Source organism: Herpetosiphon gulosus, from assembly GCF_039545135.1.
Classification (GTDB): domain Bacteria; phylum Chloroflexota; class Chloroflexia; order Chloroflexales; family Herpetosiphonaceae; genus Herpetosiphon; species Herpetosiphon gulosus.
In genome coordinates, this window is sequence record NZ_BAABRU010000004.1 from 13,312 (window position 1) to 29,792 (window position 16,481).

Below are 16,481 nucleotides of genomic sequence, written 5' to 3' on the forward strand. Positions count from 1 at the left end.
TACGCTGAACCAAGGAAGGCATAGCAACGGCTATTATACGCGATAATGGCCGTTTTTTTGACTGCATACGATAGCGTATATTTCACGCAGTCAAAAAAAACTGAACTACACCTGATTGATATTCACGAAACAGTTAACGTCTCTTCGTTAGAACTGGCACGCATGCATCCCGCACGGGTCTCCATAGCATGGGTCTTGGGGCGGGGTGTTCTGCAGTGTTCTATATAAATCCTAAAAACAGCAAAAGCCCTGTGCGCTAGCTGCGCACAGGGCTTTTTGCTTATTTAGAAGCCCAAGGTAGATAGACTCGATGCGTTTCATTCGTTGGAACTGTCGCGGTTGGCGTTTCACTTGGGGTAATCGTGCCCATCGTAACAGTTGCCGTCGGTGTATGCGTTTCGGTTACCGTTGGCACTGCCGTCGTCGGAACCGCCGTCGTTGGCACTGCAGTGGTAGTATTGGTTGCCGTTACCGTAATCGTCGGAGTCGGCGTGTTGGTCGCTGGCTCAGTCGTTGACGGTTCAGGCGTATTGGTCGCAGTTGGCAGATCAGTTGACGTTGGCGGAACCGTCGTGGCGGTTGGCGTATTAGTTGGAATTTCGGTCGCCGTCGCCGTATCGGTCGCAGTTGGCGGAACCGTTGTAGGTGTGTTAGTTGGCGTATTGGTTGCGGTATTGGTTGCCGTCGCGGTGTTGGTCGCGGTTGGATTGCTCACCGTCACGGTTGGCGCAGTCGTCGGAGTTGGGGTTAATTGGGTGTCAGTTGGCACAAAATTAACATCAGTCGTCAGATACAAGCGATCAACGCGGAAACCATCCTCACGCATCCACAAATTCAGGGTATAAACCCCAGCGCTTGGAATAGTAATCGTTGAAGGCACACCATCAGTTGTATCGCGGAACCAACGCCAAGCACTGAAAATTGGCAAGGTCATCTTATCCGATGAGCTTGATTGCTGGCCATTCAGGCCAATGTGCACCGAATTATCGCCGCCGCTATCGGCCCAGCCACGCAGCCACACATAATAAGTGCCAGGCGTGGTGAACTTCACGCGATAATCGAGCTGGGGAGCCATGGTGGTGTAGTTGGTATCCGAAAGCGTGCCAGTATTGGGCAAGACGGCAAAGTAGTTGTTGCCGCTGAAGCCAGGCCGATCAACATCATTGCGGGTTTGCCACGACCACTGACCACGGGCGGTATTGCCATGGACTTGCTCAGAATCGAAGCCAACCTGACCATTGCTTTCAAGGTGGGCATTTTCGTCGCTAGCAATCCCTGGGTTATAAATTTCAGTGATGTTGGTTTGGCTAAAGCCTGCAACCGTGCCACCACCCGCAATATAAATTCGTCCGCCGTTAATCACGGGGAAGATGCCATGGCGGGCAGTTGGCATGGGTGAGCCAGTGCGCCAGCGGTTGAGAATTGGGTTATAAATATCAACCCGATCATACACGTTACCAGTGACTGCACCTGCGCCATCAAGCGTTTCGCCGCCAAAAATATAAAACTCGCCGTCAAAATAAACGGCTTTACCCATGCCACCACGGGCTTGCGGCAACGGCGCAATCGTGGCATCGGTCATGCTTGAGCGCCACGAATTGGCAACAGGATCATAAATTTGGACCGTATCAAAGCCATTGGCAATATTATTACCATCGCCGCTGCCTGGCCCACGCCCACCAAAGACATACAATTTGTTACCATCAGTCGTTGAAGCAGCGTGATTGCGGCCTCGTGGCATAGCAGCAACTTCAGTCCACGTGTTCGCCACTGGATCATAACGGGCAACCCGCGTGGTTGTACTGCCGTTGATAATTCCGCCAGCAACATAGGCATAACCATTGATCACGGCTGAGGAGCTAGCCCCAGCGGCAAACGGCATATCTGCGCCCATAGCCCATGTATTGGACACCGGATCATAGATTTGGACTTTACCATCGCTACTATTATCGAGACCACCAAATAAATAGAATTTACCGTTGATCACTTCGGCGGCGTGGTGATTGCCACGCAAAGCTCGTTGGGCCAAGGTGGTGGTTGAGCTATAGCTACCAGTCGTCAAATTGTAGCGCAAGGTTGCGGCATTGCCTTGGCCGACAACATACATTTTATTGCCGATAATCCCGCTGGCGACCTCGCCCAGTGGCACAGGCATGGTGCCGTTCGCTTCCCATGAATCGGGCAAATTGCCAATCCAGGTGGTATCAGTTTGGCCATAACCGCCGCCAGTCGTCACCACAAGTTGGTTATTCCAAACATCGGCAACTGGGGTTTTACGGTAGGCTGGCAACGAAACCAACTTCATCCAAACATCGCTTTTGGGGTCATACATCAGCACATCAGCCGAAGCAAGGCCACTCGTACCACCATTGATCGAGCCACCAATCACCAACAAACGGCCACGATAGCCAAAGGTTGATGATGACGTATGGCCTTTGGGAATTGGCATATCAGCAACGCGAGTCCAGGTATTGGTTGCTGGATCGTAGCGATCAACCTCGGCCTGATTGGCAGATTCTTCGGCTTTGCCATGCTGACCGCCGACGGCGTAAATTTTACCATCGACCACCCCAGCGGCGGTGTGGTTACGAGGGTTGGGCATGGCAGCGCGAGAAACCCATGTTGGGTTGGCGAGGCTCAAGTCGAGCATATAGTGGTCGCCGAAGTCCGTATCATCAAATACGCCAGCGGTACGCACAGCACCACCGAAGAAATAAATTTTCCGATTGACAATTGCTGCGCCAGCGCCACCGCGAGCAACTGGTAAATCGATGCCACGGCTCCACGTTTTCGTAACTGTGTTCAACTTCCAAACGTGGTTGGTGCTACCGCCTGGGTTATTGCCCAAATAACCGCCGAGCACATAAATATCGGTGCCATCGGCAACAACTGGAGCGTGGCTGATCGCCTCGGGAATACTGGCAATCCGTTGCCACGTATTGCTGGCCAAATCATACACATCGACCAAATCAGTGGCATTAATTTGGGTACAACAACTAATAAAGCCACCTATTACATACAACTTGCCATTGACAAAGACCCCTTGCGATTCAAAACGTGGTTGCGGCACAGTTGCGCCATCTTGCCAACTAAACATCGTCGTTGTGGCACTGGTGGCAATAGCCTGTGGTTGAGCAGTTTGGGCTTCGGCTTGCGACTGCACCAACAACCCCATAATGATCAAGGTCAGCAGCAGCAACCCGCTCAGCAAGCGGGGCAACAAATCCCTTGAACGAGCGAAAAAGACCATAAAAACGAATCCTCCGCGAAGTTTAACAACGACAAAAGCTAGTAGAATAAAAAAGGACAATGAGGCTAAACACAATAAATGTCAGGCAAGATCCTCCATGATCGAGCCTGATCATCTCATGGCAGCGATAATACCACGCTTTGTCCATGATACCCATAGTACTTTGGGCGCAGTTCAGTATGACTTCGCGCGTTAATGTGCCCAACTAACGGTTAATTGTGGGGGATGTTGAAATTAAAAAGTGTCAAGACTTACGCTGGGTGAGAGGGCTAAAATAGCGCGTTAGATTGATTACAAGCTAGCTTATGCCCCAAAAGTCCTAGGTATTACTATTTACAAACTCCTCTAGACACCCTGTCTATCCTATGCTAAGATGAGCCACCACAATCCGTCCAAAGCACAACGTTGGGTCTGTACCATGAAGAGGAGCGCTCCATCGGCAATCCAAAGGAGCAAATGGCATGCAATTTGATCGAGCGGGTAAACGTGCCAGCAAACTGATCAATGATTATCAACTCACCGACGAGGAGATACACCAAATTATCGCCTCGGCGCGGATCAACCTTGCCACCTTCGACCCTGAATACAAAACCAACGTCACGCAACTTGCTCACGAGCTGAGCAAAAGTCGGCCAACGATTTATGGCTGGGCGGATCGTGCGATAGTTGCCACAATTGATTCGCTGCGCAATATCCGAACGGGGCGACCGCCGAAAGAAGCCCGTAGCCGCCTCAAACGGTTGCGAGCGCGACCAACGGCACGATTACGGCGACGATCCTCGGATTCTTCATTCTCGTAGTTCGAAGGAGAGCACACCTCCATGAGCAAGACACTGCGTGATGTGCTAAATCAATTTCGCACGCTGGAAAACGTAGAACTCGCTGCGGTTGCAGGAACCGATGGTCTTTTAATTGAAAGCTCAGCGCGTTCTGGGGTTGATGTTGACGCGATCTGCGCGGTAGCATCGAATGGCTTGGCCATGGCTGAGGCGCTCGGTCGGGAAATCAACAAAGGTGGCTCGGTGCAAACTGTGCTCGAATACGATCAAGGCTTGATCCTACTCGAACCAGTCAGCAGCGATGCTATGCTGGTCGTACTAACCAGTTCACGCGAACTGTTAGGCAAGTTACGCTATATGGCTCAAGCCCATCGTGCCAACTTAGATGCAGCCTTGGCCGCGATCTAAGCAGCTAGCAGGCTATTTTTGGCAAAATCGTCAAGAAAGCATGTTATATTGGAACGTCCTGTGCTATAATGAGCCGTAATCGCTCGTCTTTGCTTGGAAAATACTTCGCACTCCAGACCATGGATAGGTGGCACGTATGGACCCACAACTAGCTAGTTTAATTGTTCCGCCAGAGGAAGTCGCCCATATTGACGAATGTTTAACGCGCCTTGTGGAAGATACTGGCGGTAACTATGCGTTGCTGCTCGACAAAAGTGGCCAGGTTATTGCCGCTTCGGGTGATGGCAATCGCCAAGATACCACGGCCTTGGGCGCGTTGATCGCCGGATCGTTCGCCTCATCTCAACAGATCGCGAAACTGTTGCGTGAAAAGGATTTCCGCATGCTCTTGCAACAAGGTGTGCGCGAAAATCTCTTTATCGCCTTGATCGATGACCAATGGATTTTGACCATTATTTTCAATAAGGGTACGCACATTGGGCTGGTGAAGGTCTTGACCAAAAAGGCGACCGAAGAACTCGCCTCCGTCTTGGAGCGCGTGCGGAAACAACACAAATCGCGAGATGAAGTGTTGGGGAGCAATTTCCGTACTTCCATGGAAGATACGATTGATTTGCTTTTCCGCGACTAGGCTGGCATATACCCTTCCTAGTCGGTTGCTGTCTGGGGTTTTTTAGCATACGCTTCAGACTATGTTTTGAGAGGACCTATGGCGATTATCAACGTAGGGGTTCGCGAAATTCACTGTAAAATTGTCTATTATGGCCCCGGTATGTGTGGCAAAACGACCAATTTGCAGTATATTCACAGCCAAGTACCCCGCGAAGCAAAAGGCGATCTATTGTCGATTGCAACCGAGACCGAACGCACGCTCTTTTTCGACTTTCTACCGCTCGACCTTGGTAAGGTGCGCGGTTTCTCAACCCGTTTCCATTTGTACACGGTTCCTGGCCAAATTTTGTACGAACGCACCCGCGTCGCCGTGCTGAATGGGGCCGATGGGGTGGTCTTCGTCGCCGACTCGCAACGTGATAAACTCCAAGAAGATATCAAAAGCTTGCAAGAGTTGGCCCGTAATATCACTCGCCAAAACAAGAAGTTCAGCGAATTCCCCATCGTGTTGCAATATAATAAACGTGATATGCCCGGCGCATTGCCTACTCCAGTCATGGATAAATATTTAAATCCGTTGGGCTGGCAACGCTATGAGGCCGTCGCAACCACTGGCGTAGGTGTATTCGATACACTCAAAGCCATTAGCAAACTCGTGATTAGCAAACTCTAAACCATGTCTCAACTGGCAGCTTCGCCTGCCAGTTATTGTCCGTAGGGTCACCGTATGGCACTTGAAGGTAATTTGCGAGATCTGAGTATCTCCGACCTGATTCAACTCGTTGACTTGAGTAAAAAAACAGGCGCAACTCATGTTCAGGCGCTCCAAGGCGATGAATCGGTTGAGGGCTACCTGTATTTTCGTGATGGCCGGATTACTGGTGCAACGCTTGGCAATTTGGAGCCGCTCGAAGCAGCCCTCACCTTCTTTACCTTCCACGAAGGTCAGTTCCGCTTTTATGAACAAGCTGTGCCACCGCCAACAATTACTTCATCCAACGAGATGATCATTATGGAAGGGATCGATCGCCAAGATCGCTGGGCCGAAATTGAGCAGTTTGTGCCCAATACTAATGTCGTCCTGCGCTTGGTGCAAAATCCCGATACCGGTTCGCGAGATATTAATCTCGCTGCCGATGAATGGCGCGTGCTGACGATGATCAATGGCAAAAATACTGTTGCTTTGATCGCCGAACGCACTGGTTTAGGTTGGTTTCGCTCGTGCGAAATTGTGGCAAATTTATTGCGCAATGGTTTAATCGAAAAAAAAGAGCTGAATCTGGCTGAGTCGTTGTTTCCTCAATTCGAGGAGATGGCCCGTGGAGCTTTAGGGAATTCAGCGAGTGTCTTGCTCTCCGAGGCTTATCGTCGAGTTGGCATCGAGCCAACCGCCAATAACGCTTCCAACGAGCAAGTTCATGCCGCAATCAGCGCATTCGAGGAGTCAATTCGTTTGTTGGTTGGTCGCCCGAATGCGACGCAATTGGCCGATAAATTACGCGAACGGGCCGTCCGCATCCTTGGTAGTCGCTAAGTAAGCATCCATCTCCAAGCAAAAACGCCCCGCAATTGCGGGGCGTTGATTATTTTAGGCGCTTAAACTGGCAAGCCAATCGATCAATGGCGGGGTTAGTTGAGCGTCCTCAAGCAAAAAGGCATCATGGCCTTTGGTGCTATGAAACGGATAATGCACAACTGCTCGTCCCGCTGCCTGCGCCGCTTGACGAATAAGCTCACCATCACGCTCAGGGTAGAGCCAATCGCTGCTCCATGTCGCCACGAAAAATCGCGCTTGGGTGTTGGCAAACGCTGTGGCCAAACCACCAGCTCGCTGAGCCAAATCAAAATAATCCATTGCTCGCGAAATTACCAGATAGCTGTTGGCATCAAAGCGCTGCACAAACGCTCGGCCTTGATAATCGAGATAGCTCTCGACCGCAAATTCGGGCTGATGGCTCCATTGTGGCGAGGCTTCGTGCTGCCAGCGCCGATCAAATTTTTCTTCTAAGGCTTCAGCACTCAAATAGCTGATATGGCCGATTCGGCGGGCGGTGGCTAAGCCATTGACTGGGCCAGCCGTACCATAATAATCGCCACCACGCCAATCGGGATCACTAACAATCGCCTGGCGACCAGCGGCACTCAAGGCCATAGCCATGGCCGAGGAACGTGCGGTAGTAGCCAAAGCAATCACCCCGCGCACCCGATCACCCCAGCTCGCTGCCCATTCGAGCGCTTGCATGCCACCAAGTGAGCCACCAGCCACCGCCAGCAAACGTTCGATACCTAGAGCATCAAGCAATCGTACTTGGGCCGCCACCATATCGCCAATCGTCAAGATTGGAAAACGGCTGCCCCAGTGGGTTCCGGTGTGAGGGTGCAACGATGATGGCCCAGTTGAGCCGCCACAACCACCCAAAATATTTGAGCAAATCACGAAATAGCGCTCAGTATCAAAGGCACGGCCAGGGCCAATAAAGGGTTCGCACCAACCAGCCTTGCTATCGTGAACACTATAGCGACCAGCAGCATGAGCATCGCCCGAAAGCGCATGGCACAGCAAAATCACATTTGAGCGATCGGCATTGAGTTTGCCATAGGTTTCATAGCTTAGTTGCCATGGTGCTGGAATCAAAGCGCCGCTCGCAGTGCGAAACGGCTCAGTGAAGATTTGCACTTGGGGCGTTACAAAACCAACCGACCGTCCCCAAGCAGGTTGGGTAACGGCCGGCACATCGCCCAAGGTGACGGTATCGGTCATAGCCGCGTACCTCCTTGGCGCAAGCGGGCGGTTTGTTCGTGATAGTACCCGATGATCGCATCGACCATGCTTGAACCGCACTCAACTGCTTCCGCTGGTAAATCGCGGACAGCCGCCCCCAAATCTGCACAGCTCGCAGCCAATTCGGCTAGCATTCCACTAACATCAGCCATGGTGCCAGAAGCAGGGGGCATTGCTCCAGCTCGCTGTGGCACGGCGCGGAGTTGTGCCACAGCCCAGCGATTGTGGGCTACCAATTGTTCAACTAACGGTGCAGGATTTGCCGCTTTGGCCTGGGCAAGAACGGTTGTAACGAACTCACCATGAGCCGAGCGTAAAGGCTTGAGTAAATCATGATTATGCGACATCGGGAACTCCTTGGTCTGTGGATGCTCAACAGCAGGTGAGCATCCACCCGTACAATTTCGGTTAGGGTCGCAACTCCCTGACATGCAGCAGTGTCAACACACTCTCACTGCTGGCACTAAGCGATTACGCAAGGGCTTGTTCCAAATCGGCGAGAATATCGTCGATGGCTTCCGTACCCACTGACAAGCGAACATAATCGGCGGTCACGCCAGTTGCCAAACGTTCTTCGTCGGTCAATTGTTGGTGAGTTGTGGTCGCTGGGTGAATCGCCAACGACTTCGAGTCGCCGATGTTGGCCAAGTGCGAGAACAATTGCAACTTGTCGATAAAGCTCCGACCAGCAGCCAAACCACCTTTAAGCCCGAAGCCAACCAAGGCACCAGCACCCTTAGGCAGATATTTTTGCGCCAATTCATATGATGGGTGGCCGGGCAAACCTGGGTAGTTGACCCATTCGACATTCTTATGTTCAGTTAAGAACTTGGCCACAGCCGCAGCATTTTGCACGTGGCGTTCCAAGCGTAGGTGCAGGGTTTCCAAGCCTTGCAACAGCAAGAACGAGTTGAATGGGCTGAGACATGAACCAAAGTCGCGCAGCAATTGCACCCGAGCTTTGAGAATGTAGGCTGGTGCGCCCAAATCGGCAAAGCGCAAGCCGTGATACGATTGATCAGGCGTGGTGTATTGGGTAAAGCGACCGCTAGCAGCCCAATCGAACTTGCCTGCATCAACAATTACCCCACCAATCGTCGTGCCATGGCCACCAATAAATTTGGTTGCTGAGTGCACTACGATATCTGCGCCGTGCTCGATTGGCCGCAACAAGAATGGGGTTGCAGCGGTGTTATCAACAATCAACGGCACGCCAACTTCATGGGCAATTTGGGCAATCTTTTCAAAATCAGGAATTTGCAACTTGGGATTGCCAATGCTTTCCAAGTAGAAGGCCTTGGTGCGTTCATCAACCGCAGCGCGGAAATTTTCGGGGTCGCTGGCATCGACGAAGCGGGTTTGCACGCCCCAACGTGGCAAGGTGTGGTGGAACAAGTTATAAGTGCCACCATACAAGTTGGTTGCTGAAACGATGTTATCGCCAGCTTCAGCGACGTTCAAAATCGCGAAGGTTTCGGCTGCTTGGCCTGATGCAAGAGCCAGAGCGCCAATCCCACCTTCAAGCAAAGCCAAACGTTGCTCAAACACATCATTGGTCGGGTTCATAATCCGCGTATAAATGTTACCAGGCTCGGCCAATGAGAACAGCGCCGCAGCATGGTCGGTATCCCGAAAGGCATACGAGGTGGTTTGGTAAATTGGCACAGCCCGCGAACCAGTGGTTGGATCTGGTTTTTGACCACCGTGGAGCGCTAAGGTTTCGAATCGGGTGAATTGTACTTCGTCTGCCATGATCAGGACTCCTTGTATATAATCTTCAATGCTACGGTTGTTCCGATTCGCGCCATTGCGACCCAGGCTACAACGCCTATGAACAAAAAAACCTCTCATCAGTTGATGAGAGGCTGTAAGTAACCATCGAAAGATAGGTTTGTGCGCCGCCCCTCATCTTCCAGAATGATTCTGTCGGACTTAGCACCAGTCCAAGCATTGCTGCCTGCGGTTGCCGGGGTTTCATAGGGCCGATCCCTCCACCCCTCTGGATGAGTTACGCAAGTGATATTTATTTGTATGGGCTATTTATAACATAGTTAAACAGAATTGTCAAGAATCAATTTCAAGTTACTTAACAATCTCACTAAACAATCAAAAACCCATTCCTAGCTCATCAACACAGGAATGGGTTTAGGGCTTGCTACTGGTCTATTCCCAGCGAAAGAGTTTGGTTGCCGAGCCAAGACTGACCACGGTCAACACCGCCAAGATCGCCAAACTTGGCCAAATATTGAAACTTGATCCCAACCAATTTGCTTCGATTAATTGCACTAAATGGCGTGCAGGCACCCAAGCCCCAATTTGTTGAAGCAGGCCCGATTGGCTGGTTGTGCTCGAAACCAGCACCACCGCCATCGCTCCAAATACCAAAATGCTGACAACTTGAATGCTGCGGGTGTTACGAATGCGGCTGCCAAGCAAAGCTCCCAAGGCTGAAAAGGCAATTGCCCCAACCAAAAAGCTCGCAATCAAGCCAAGCGGGTTGGCAGGCAGCGGCAATTTTAAAACGACCACGCTGAGAATTAAGACAACCAAGCCGCCTAGCAATACCAACAACAAGCCAACCAAGGCTTGAGCCAACAAATAGCGCAACGGCGAGATTGGGGTAATTTGTAAGCGCCGCAACATGCCACGCTCACGATAATTGACCAAGCTCATCGGGAACGCCATAATGCCAAAAATCATCGGGCCAAACGCCAACATCATCAAGGCATTGGCGGTTTGACTCGGGCCAGCCGGCATTTGTAAACCCAAAACCAAGGCCATCACCGCTGGAAAAAAGACAATAAAACTGAGGTTGGTCAGATCACGCCCCATCAAGCGCAATTCAGTTCGTACAATTTGCCAAAAAGCGTGCATACTTCCTCCTGAAAAGCTGTAATGGTTGATAGGTTCCCTCACCCCTAGCCCCTCGCCCACTGCCGCGGGAGAGGGGTGTTCTACCCTTGATGAGGATTCTCCCTCGCCTCGCGTGCGGGAGAGGGGGTCAGGGGGTGAGGGCATGCCAATCAACTGTTAAATGCGATTAATGGGCGGGCTGGCCGATCAAGCGTAAAAAGACATCTTCAAAAGTTACTCGTTCGGGGTGCGGCAAGTCGCGGCTGGGCACTGGTTGTTGGCGCAAATCATGTTGATAGGCCGCAATCATACGATCTGGTGTATCGAGCGCAATCACTGTGCCTTGATCAATTACGGCAATTCGGTCGCATAAACGCTCAACTTCTTCCATAAAGTGGGTGACCAAAACCACAGTTTTGCCACGCTTGCGCACATCTTGAATTAAATTCCAGGTAATCCGCCGTGCTTGCGGATCGAGACCGGTCGTCAATTCATCGAGAAAAACAATTTCGGGGTCGTGGATTAGGCTAAGCGCGATAAACAAACGCTGTTTCTGACCACCAGAAAGATTGGCAAATGCCGTTTTGGCTTGTTCAGCCAAGCCCCATTCTTCGAGCACTTTTTGCCAAGGCCGTGCTTGGGGATAAAACGAACCAAACAGTTGGAGTGCTTCGGCCACCGTCAGGCGATCAGGCAAAGTCGCTTGTTGCAATTGCACGCCAATTTTGCTGCGAATATATGGGCCATGCTGCTTCAAATCGCGACCCAAAAGCTGAATCGTGCCAGCAGTTGCCGGGCGTAGGCCAATAATACATTCCACCGATGACGTTTTTCCGGCCCCGTTCGGGCCAACAATCCCAAAAATCTCCCCAGCCTCAACACTGAATGAAACATCTTTGACTGCTTTATGGTTGCCATAGTGTTTTTGCAGATGTTCTACGACCAATACTGGAGCCATCGCTTCCTCCTTCAATAGGGTATTCAGCTGGCTCAATTAAACAATGTAGCCTCCCGTAAAACGAGAGGCTAAGCGATATCAAAAGCGATATAAAGTGCTAGCGTGGCTCTAGAATCAATGGCACGCTGGTTGGCGCAACATCGAGTTCAGCAATTTGTACTCGATAGAGCATATACAGCAATTGGATCTCTTGCATCACGCTCAAGCCCAAACGATTTTGCACCAAATGTAGATAATTGGGCACAAAGAGCAAGCCAGTCAGTGGATATTCGGCCAAAATGGTTGGCAGTTCAGCTTGATAGCGCTGAAAATGCGCTGTTACGCTCGATTGCAAGTGCTGATTGGCTTCAGCTGTCTGCAAATCGGCAAAATGGCTGCGCAGATGTTCGCGCCAATCAGCAAATAATGGATACAGCTGGTTGTGGCGCAAGCTGCCCAAACGCTGGCGAATTACCGCTGCTTGGCGCTCGTAATGCTGCTCCAAGCCTTGAATAAAGGCCGCACGATCACCCACCACCTGGGCAATCCAATAATCGAGGTAGCTGCGCACAATCAAGGCTTGGACATACGGATCAGGGCTAAATTGCTCTAGCAGATCATGAACCAGTTCGAGCACCCAAAACGAGCGAGCCACGCCGCTGGTTGCACTAGCCTGCAACACTCGCAGGCAAATCGCACTGGAATAGGCAAAATGCTGTTCGGCCAAAGCCATACCTAGCGTGCCAGCATATTTGGCATATTCTGGCTCATAGGTCAGATCGCGCAGATAGCCCGCTGCATATAGTTCATCAATTGCCTGCGGCGTTTGCTGCAAACCAACGCTTGCGGCATGGGCCTGAAAAAATCGCAACAGCTCAGCATCCAGCAAGGGATCGATCGTAGTTGTGCGCTGTTCGGGCGGGCTTTGGTAGCGCAACCGCACATGATAGCCGCCCTCGCCGTAGCGAATAAAAAACCAGCGATCGATATGCGGCTGCAAGCTGCCATGCTCACCAAAGGTTTTTTCCCAATCGAGCAGCATTCGATCGCAGACCTGGCGCAGATCAGGCTTGGTTGGGGTTGGCGTATTCGGTGGTTGTAGAAATACTTGGCGATAGTGCCATTGGCTTGGATTCGGCATTAGATTCCCCTTTCCAGCGCAAATTTCAGCTTAATATTGGTTCACTAGCAGTTGTTGCAGCGTTTGATCAGGTTGTTGTTGGCGCTGGCGCTCCAATGAGAGCAACAGGCTACATAAATGAGCTTCCTCAGCGATGCTCACGCTCAGGCGGTTATGGGTCAGATGAAACAACGACGAAAGCGCGGCGTAGCTCGAACGCGCCAATTCTTGTTGTTGATTGCGCTTAATCACGGGCCCAGCATAGCGTTGTAAACCTGCCAGCCCGTTCTGCACCACTGCATGCAACGCCTCAGGCAATAAACTAAGGCGTTGGGCCAACGGCTGTTGATGAAAACGCCAATGGCGTTCTAGCGACTGGGCCACCAACGCATCCGATTGCAAAATAAACTCTAGTGGGAATTCAAAATAATCGACCCAGGTTTGGCGCAAGCGCTCAAGCAACTGGCTAATTTCGTAACTTTGCAAAAATCCCGCGTGCAACAGTTCATCCAAAAAGATTCGAATGAAGATTTTGCGGGCCACCAAATCGGTTGTATGCGGAATTACATCGAGCGTGGCGCGAGCAATTACGGTTTGCAACGCATAGTAGTGCTGCAAATCTTCCAGCGAATCGTGATCGCGCCCAATTGAGAGATCATGGCTGATTTCAAGTTGAATTGTGCCAGGCTGAGCCAAAGCCTGTACATCGGTATCCAGCCCCAATTTGCGATTGAGAATCGCAGCATGGGCCGAAAGTGGCTGGGCATCGCCACACAAATCAGGATTTTGGGCAAAATAGGCCGTAAAGCGCTCACGAATCAGCGGAATCGCAAACTCGCGCAAAACGTGCTCATCAGCAAAACAGGCGATGCGCAGCTGATAGCCGCCTTCAGCAAAGCGCAACCAAGTAATCAACTCAATCTGTTCGTGCAATTGATCAAACAGCGGAGTCCACGCTTCAGCAATCAATCGATCAGCTCTCGGATCGTATGGCTCACTAATATTCTGCGGGCTATAGTAAATTTTGCCATTCAGCACTGCCAAACTCATACACTGCCTCCCCGATTAAACTCAACCTGAAATTCAATCACATAGGGTTCTTGATCAAGATCAAACCACTGCTGCTGCGGGCTGGGCAGCATTTCTTCAAGGGTCAAACTGACTTGATCATCAGCAATCACATGGCGCAACATCTGAATGCTGAAATAATTTTCAAAATCAAGCGCCAGTGGTTTGTGGTTAGTCCACATATTGAGATGTTTGCTGCTGAGTGGCCGTTGGATGCGTACAAACACTTCGCTTGGTAGGCCTGCTTGTTCAGCCCAGCTATACCAGTTGAAAAAGCTCATAAATTCGTCATTGGCGACGCTACTAGGAATCGCGGCGGTTGGCACATTCCAGCTTTCGCGTTGCAATACCAAGCGGCCAATCCGTAAGCGCGGCGTATGACTGATGGCATTGGTTGGTTGCTTGCGCGAAACGAGAGTTTGCTCACGCGGTCGCAATTGCTCCATGTGATAGCTGCTTGGGCTAAGTTGGGCCAGCACTCGTTGCAAAATTGGCAACGAAACCATATGCAAAAAGCCCATATACAAGGGCAAAAGCTCTTGTTGGCTGCCATCAGCGTGGCGGCGATAAATCCGCAATTGATCAGCAACTGGATCATGGGCAAGGCTCAAATCGCCAACGCCATGTTGAATTGATTGCGAACGATAGCTTGGCTCATCGGGCGGCACAATCACATGCTTGGTAAATGGCACATGCACTTGAGCGTTATGTTCGAGCACCGACACGATTTCGGCTGGCACAGCTTGGGCATTATTGTGCAATGGTTGCCACGCCGATTGCACATAGTTTTGCCAGCTTGGCGTAGGCAACAAGCTCAAATAGCGGGTCAGAAAACGCCCAAAGCCCGGCAAGGTGTAATTCAAAACCACCAAATAATCGCCTTGGGCCAGGGCTGCTTGGCTGCTCGCGGCCACCTGAAATTGAATGCTGGTTGAGCCATAGTGATTATGTTGACCAAAATCGGCGGCAAGCTGCCAAAATGCCTGGGGATCAAGTATACATTCACGGGCTTCGCGCTCGGCATCAAGCGCTTGGTGCAAAAACTGGCCATAACGGCGTTGACGTTGTTGAATAGCGTTAATCCGCGGCATTGGCAGCTCGCTTGAATGAGCCGAAAGCCGATTGTATTCGGGCGCAAAGCCTAGAATAGTGTCGGTTTGGCCGCCTTCGCCAAAGGCATGGGTGAAAATATCGAGCAGCCAACTTTGGGCTGGGCCACGCCCGTCGCGCTGAAAACCACACTCTAAAACTGGAGCCAAATCGCTGGCCAAAGTTGCCAATAATGGCTGACCCAAATGTACCGCCAAATCATCCCAAACTACATCTTCAACGATTAGCTGACCAAGTTGACTGCTGGTTTGCTTCAATTCTGGCGCAAAAGCCAAGATCTGATCGATGGTTTGGCGCATGCTTTGCTCAAGCTGCCAACGTTGAGCAACTGTGGCTTGGGCATACGCTTGGGCCGATTCAGCCAAGCTTTGTAATAATTCGCGAACTTGCCCAGCTTCAGTTGAGGGAACATCGGCCAATTGATCAACCAACGCCAGTAGCGGATCACGATAATCCGAGGGTAAATCCAAATTGTAAAAGAGCAAGCCGCTGGCGAGCAATTGGTTGATCGTTTGGGCAAGCTTGGCGGGAGCTAACTCGGGATGTTGGGTTTGCAAAAGTTCCAACAATTCGGCGTGGCTCAATTGCTGTTGATCGGCAAAAACTGCCAACACGCTATCGAGCAAGGGCGAACGTTTGCCACGACGTTGCCATGAAGCGAAGTATTGGTTGGGGTCATCAAGTTGTTGGCGCAAGCGCGAAAAAACCAAACTCTCGCCATCAACAAAGCTACTCGGATTCAAGCGCAAGGGCAAATCGGCCTTGATTGCCGGAATGCGCACCAAGGCATTGCGAATTGCCCCACCTACCGAGCGCCGCAGTTGGCTGACCGCCCGCGCTTGCGGCATTTGGCCTTCAATCGCGACTGGTTGGGCTAATTTCGGGTCAGCCGAGCCAAGCACCAAGGGACCAAAATGGCTAAATGGGCTGGTTTTACCGGCCATGCGCATCAGATATTGGTAGGCTCCAACTTCGGTTTTGCGTTCACGGCTGCGCAACTGGCTGGGGTCGGCATTGATATAGCGCGGCAAGCTGCTGGCTAAGGTTGAGCTGGCGACTTGCACCGCTTTTTGAAAAGCTGGTTGGGCATAGCTTTGTTGCAACAAACGGCGTTTGGCTTGTAATTCTTGTTCAAATACCAACCGAGCCTCGCGCCAAGCCCGTTGTAATTGCTGTAACGTGCGGCGAAACCGCAAGACTTGCCCGCGCAAGTTTGGATGATCCAGATTGCGCAAGCTGGCAACATCGCTGCGCAAGGGCAAACGGCGATTGAAAATATCGCGTTTCAGGGCCACCAAACTGCTTTTGAGCGAACCCTGGGTTGTGCCAATTAATCCGTAGAGCACATCAACAATTGCCTGGGTATGGTTATCGAGCCAACGTTGCTGGCGCAAAATCACTTGAAACAGGCTAATCGTGCGCTCAAACTTCAGGTTATGTAAATGCTTGTAGCTCGTGCCAGCCAGGCGCACCAAAACAGGCGAAGCAGGCTGCCAGGTTGGTTGGACAGGTTGATCAGCGGCGATCACAATGCTTGATTGATAGACATCAGTCATGGCCAT

14 protein-coding genes and 1 riboswitch are annotated in these 16,481 nt (G+C 51.3%); of the genes, 5 read left to right on the plus strand and 9 right to left on the minus strand.

What is annotated here, in order from left to right; genetic code table 11:
• Positions 1-280: 280 nt before the first annotated feature.
• Positions 281-3,250, minus strand: coding sequence for a Kelch repeat-containing protein (locus ABEB26_RS05810; protein ID WP_345721035.1), 2,970 nt, complete (start codon positions 3,248-3,250; stop codon positions 281-283).
• A 461-nt stretch (positions 3,251-3,711) separates the two neighbouring features.
• Here ABEB26_RS05810 and ABEB26_RS05815 point away from each other — a divergent pair, with 461 nt between their 5' ends.
• The 5 genes from ABEB26_RS05815 (at position 3,712) to ABEB26_RS05835 (ending at position 6,583) form a co-directional block, all read left to right on the plus strand.
• Positions 3,712-4,050, plus strand: a complete 339-nt coding sequence (locus ABEB26_RS05815; protein WP_012188489.1) for a hypothetical protein — start codon at positions 3,712-3,714, stop codon at positions 4,048-4,050.
• A 21-nt stretch (positions 4,051-4,071) separates the two neighbouring features.
• On the plus strand, positions 4,072-4,437 hold the full coding sequence (locus ABEB26_RS05820; RefSeq protein WP_012188488.1) for a roadblock/LC7 domain-containing protein: 366 nt from the start codon (positions 4,072-4,074) through the stop codon (positions 4,435-4,437).
• Positions 4,438-4,573: 136 nt separating this feature from the next.
• Positions 4,574-5,068: a roadblock/LC7 domain-containing protein gene (locus ABEB26_RS05825; protein ID WP_012188487.1), complete on the plus strand. Its 495-nt coding sequence runs from the start codon at positions 4,574-4,576 to the stop codon at positions 5,066-5,068.
• Positions 5,069-5,146: 78 nt separating this feature from the next.
• Positions 5,147-5,722 carry a GTP-binding protein gene (locus tag ABEB26_RS05830; RefSeq protein WP_012188486.1) on the plus strand — a complete coding sequence of 192 codons (576 nt, stop codon included), beginning with the start codon at positions 5,147-5,149 and terminating at the stop codon, positions 5,720-5,722.
• A gap of 54 nt (positions 5,723-5,776) precedes the next feature.
• Positions 5,777-6,583: a DUF4388 domain-containing protein gene (locus ABEB26_RS05835; RefSeq protein WP_345721037.1), complete on the plus strand. Its 807-nt coding sequence runs from the start codon at positions 5,777-5,779 to the stop codon at positions 6,581-6,583.
• Positions 6,584-6,637: 54 nt separating this feature from the next.
• Here ABEB26_RS05835 and metX read toward each other — a convergent pair whose 3' ends face one another.
• From metX to ABEB26_RS05875, 8 genes are all read right to left on the minus strand, one after another.
• On the minus strand, positions 6,638-7,810 hold the full coding sequence (metX, locus tag ABEB26_RS05840; protein WP_345721038.1) for a homoserine O-acetyltransferase MetX: 1,173 nt from the start codon (positions 7,808-7,810) through the stop codon (positions 6,638-6,640).
• On the minus strand, positions 7,807-8,178 hold the full coding sequence (locus tag ABEB26_RS05845) for a hypothetical protein (protein ID WP_345721039.1): 372 nt from the start codon (positions 8,176-8,178) through the stop codon (positions 7,807-7,809). Before ABEB26_RS05845 ends, metX begins: the two co-directional genes overlap by 4 nt.
• A 124-nt stretch (positions 8,179-8,302) precedes the next feature.
• Complete coding sequence (locus ABEB26_RS05850; RefSeq protein ID WP_345721040.1) at positions 8,303-9,583, minus strand: homocysteine synthase; 1,281 nt, start codon at positions 9,581-9,583, stop codon at positions 8,303-8,305.
• Positions 9,584-9,733: 150 nt separating this feature from the next.
• A riboswitch (SAM riboswitch) is annotated at positions 9,734-9,841 on the minus strand.
• A 153-nt stretch (positions 9,842-9,994) separates the two neighbouring features.
• Positions 9,995-10,705, minus strand: a complete 711-nt coding sequence (locus tag ABEB26_RS05855; RefSeq protein ID WP_345721041.1) for an ABC transporter permease — start codon at positions 10,703-10,705, stop codon at positions 9,995-9,997.
• A 166-nt stretch (positions 10,706-10,871) separates the two neighbouring features.
• Positions 10,872-11,642, minus strand: coding sequence for an ABC transporter ATP-binding protein (locus tag ABEB26_RS05860; protein WP_345721042.1), 771 nt, complete (start codon positions 11,640-11,642; stop codon positions 10,872-10,874).
• Positions 11,643-11,739: 97 nt separating this feature from the next.
• Positions 11,740-12,762 carry a lantibiotic dehydratase C-terminal domain-containing protein gene (locus ABEB26_RS05865; protein ID WP_345721043.1) on the minus strand — a complete coding sequence of 341 codons (1,023 nt, stop codon included), beginning with the start codon at positions 12,760-12,762 and terminating at the stop codon, positions 11,740-11,742.
• A 30-nt stretch (positions 12,763-12,792) separates the two neighbouring features.
• A complete protein-coding gene (locus ABEB26_RS05870) occupies positions 12,793-13,791 on the minus strand; it encodes a lantibiotic dehydratase C-terminal domain-containing protein (protein ID WP_345721044.1) in 999 nt (332 codons plus the stop codon).
• The gene (locus tag ABEB26_RS05875; RefSeq protein ID WP_345721045.1) at positions 13,788-16,475 is read right to left on the minus strand and encodes a lantibiotic dehydratase; all 2,688 of its coding nucleotides are present in this window, start codon (positions 16,473-16,475) and stop codon (positions 13,788-13,790) included. Before ABEB26_RS05875 ends, ABEB26_RS05870 begins: the two co-directional genes overlap by 4 nt.
• Between the last annotated feature and the right edge of the window lie 6 nt (positions 16,476-16,481).

Excerpts from the sequence above, each read along its gene's own strand:
- ABEB26_RS05810 (WP_345721035.1), bottom strand. The coding sequence starts at position 3,250 with ATGGTCTTTTTCGCTCGTTCAAGGGATTTGTTGCCCCGCTTGCTGAGC.
- ABEB26_RS05815 (WP_012188489.1), top strand. The coding sequence starts at position 3,712 with ATGCAATTTGATCGAGCGGGTAAACGTGCCAGCAAACTGATCAATGAT.
- ABEB26_RS05820 (WP_012188488.1), top strand. The coding sequence starts at position 4,072 with ATGAGCAAGACACTGCGTGATGTGCTAAATCAATTTCGCACGCTGGAA.
- ABEB26_RS05825 (WP_012188487.1), top strand. The coding sequence starts at position 4,574 with ATGGACCCACAACTAGCTAGTTTAATTGTTCCGCCAGAGGAAGTCGCC.
- ABEB26_RS05830 (WP_012188486.1), top strand. The coding sequence starts at position 5,147 with ATGGCGATTATCAACGTAGGGGTTCGCGAAATTCACTGTAAAATTGTC.
- ABEB26_RS05835 (WP_345721037.1), top strand. The coding sequence starts at position 5,777 with ATGGCACTTGAAGGTAATTTGCGAGATCTGAGTATCTCCGACCTGATT.
- metX (WP_345721038.1), bottom strand. The coding sequence starts at position 7,810 with ATGACCGATACCGTCACCTTGGGCGATGTGCCGGCCGTTACCCAACCT.
- ABEB26_RS05845 (WP_345721039.1), bottom strand. The coding sequence starts at position 8,178 with ATGTCGCATAATCATGATTTACTCAAGCCTTTACGCTCGGCTCATGGT.
- ABEB26_RS05850 (WP_345721040.1), bottom strand. The coding sequence starts at position 9,583 with ATGGCAGACGAAGTACAATTCACCCGATTCGAAACCTTAGCGCTCCAC.
- ABEB26_RS05855 (WP_345721041.1), bottom strand. The coding sequence starts at position 10,705 with ATGCACGCTTTTTGGCAAATTGTACGAACTGAATTGCGCTTGATGGGG.
- ABEB26_RS05860 (WP_345721042.1), bottom strand. The coding sequence starts at position 11,642 with ATGGCTCCAGTATTGGTCGTAGAACATCTGCAAAAACACTATGGCAAC.
- ABEB26_RS05865 (WP_345721043.1), bottom strand. The coding sequence starts at position 12,762 with ATGCCGAATCCAAGCCAATGGCACTATCGCCAAGTATTTCTACAACCA.
- ABEB26_RS05870 (WP_345721044.1), bottom strand. The coding sequence starts at position 13,791 with ATGAGTTTGGCAGTGCTGAATGGCAAAATTTACTATAGCCCGCAGAAT.
- ABEB26_RS05875 (WP_345721045.1), bottom strand. The coding sequence starts at position 16,475 with ATGACTGATGTCTATCAATCAAGCATTGTGATCGCCGCTGATCAACCT.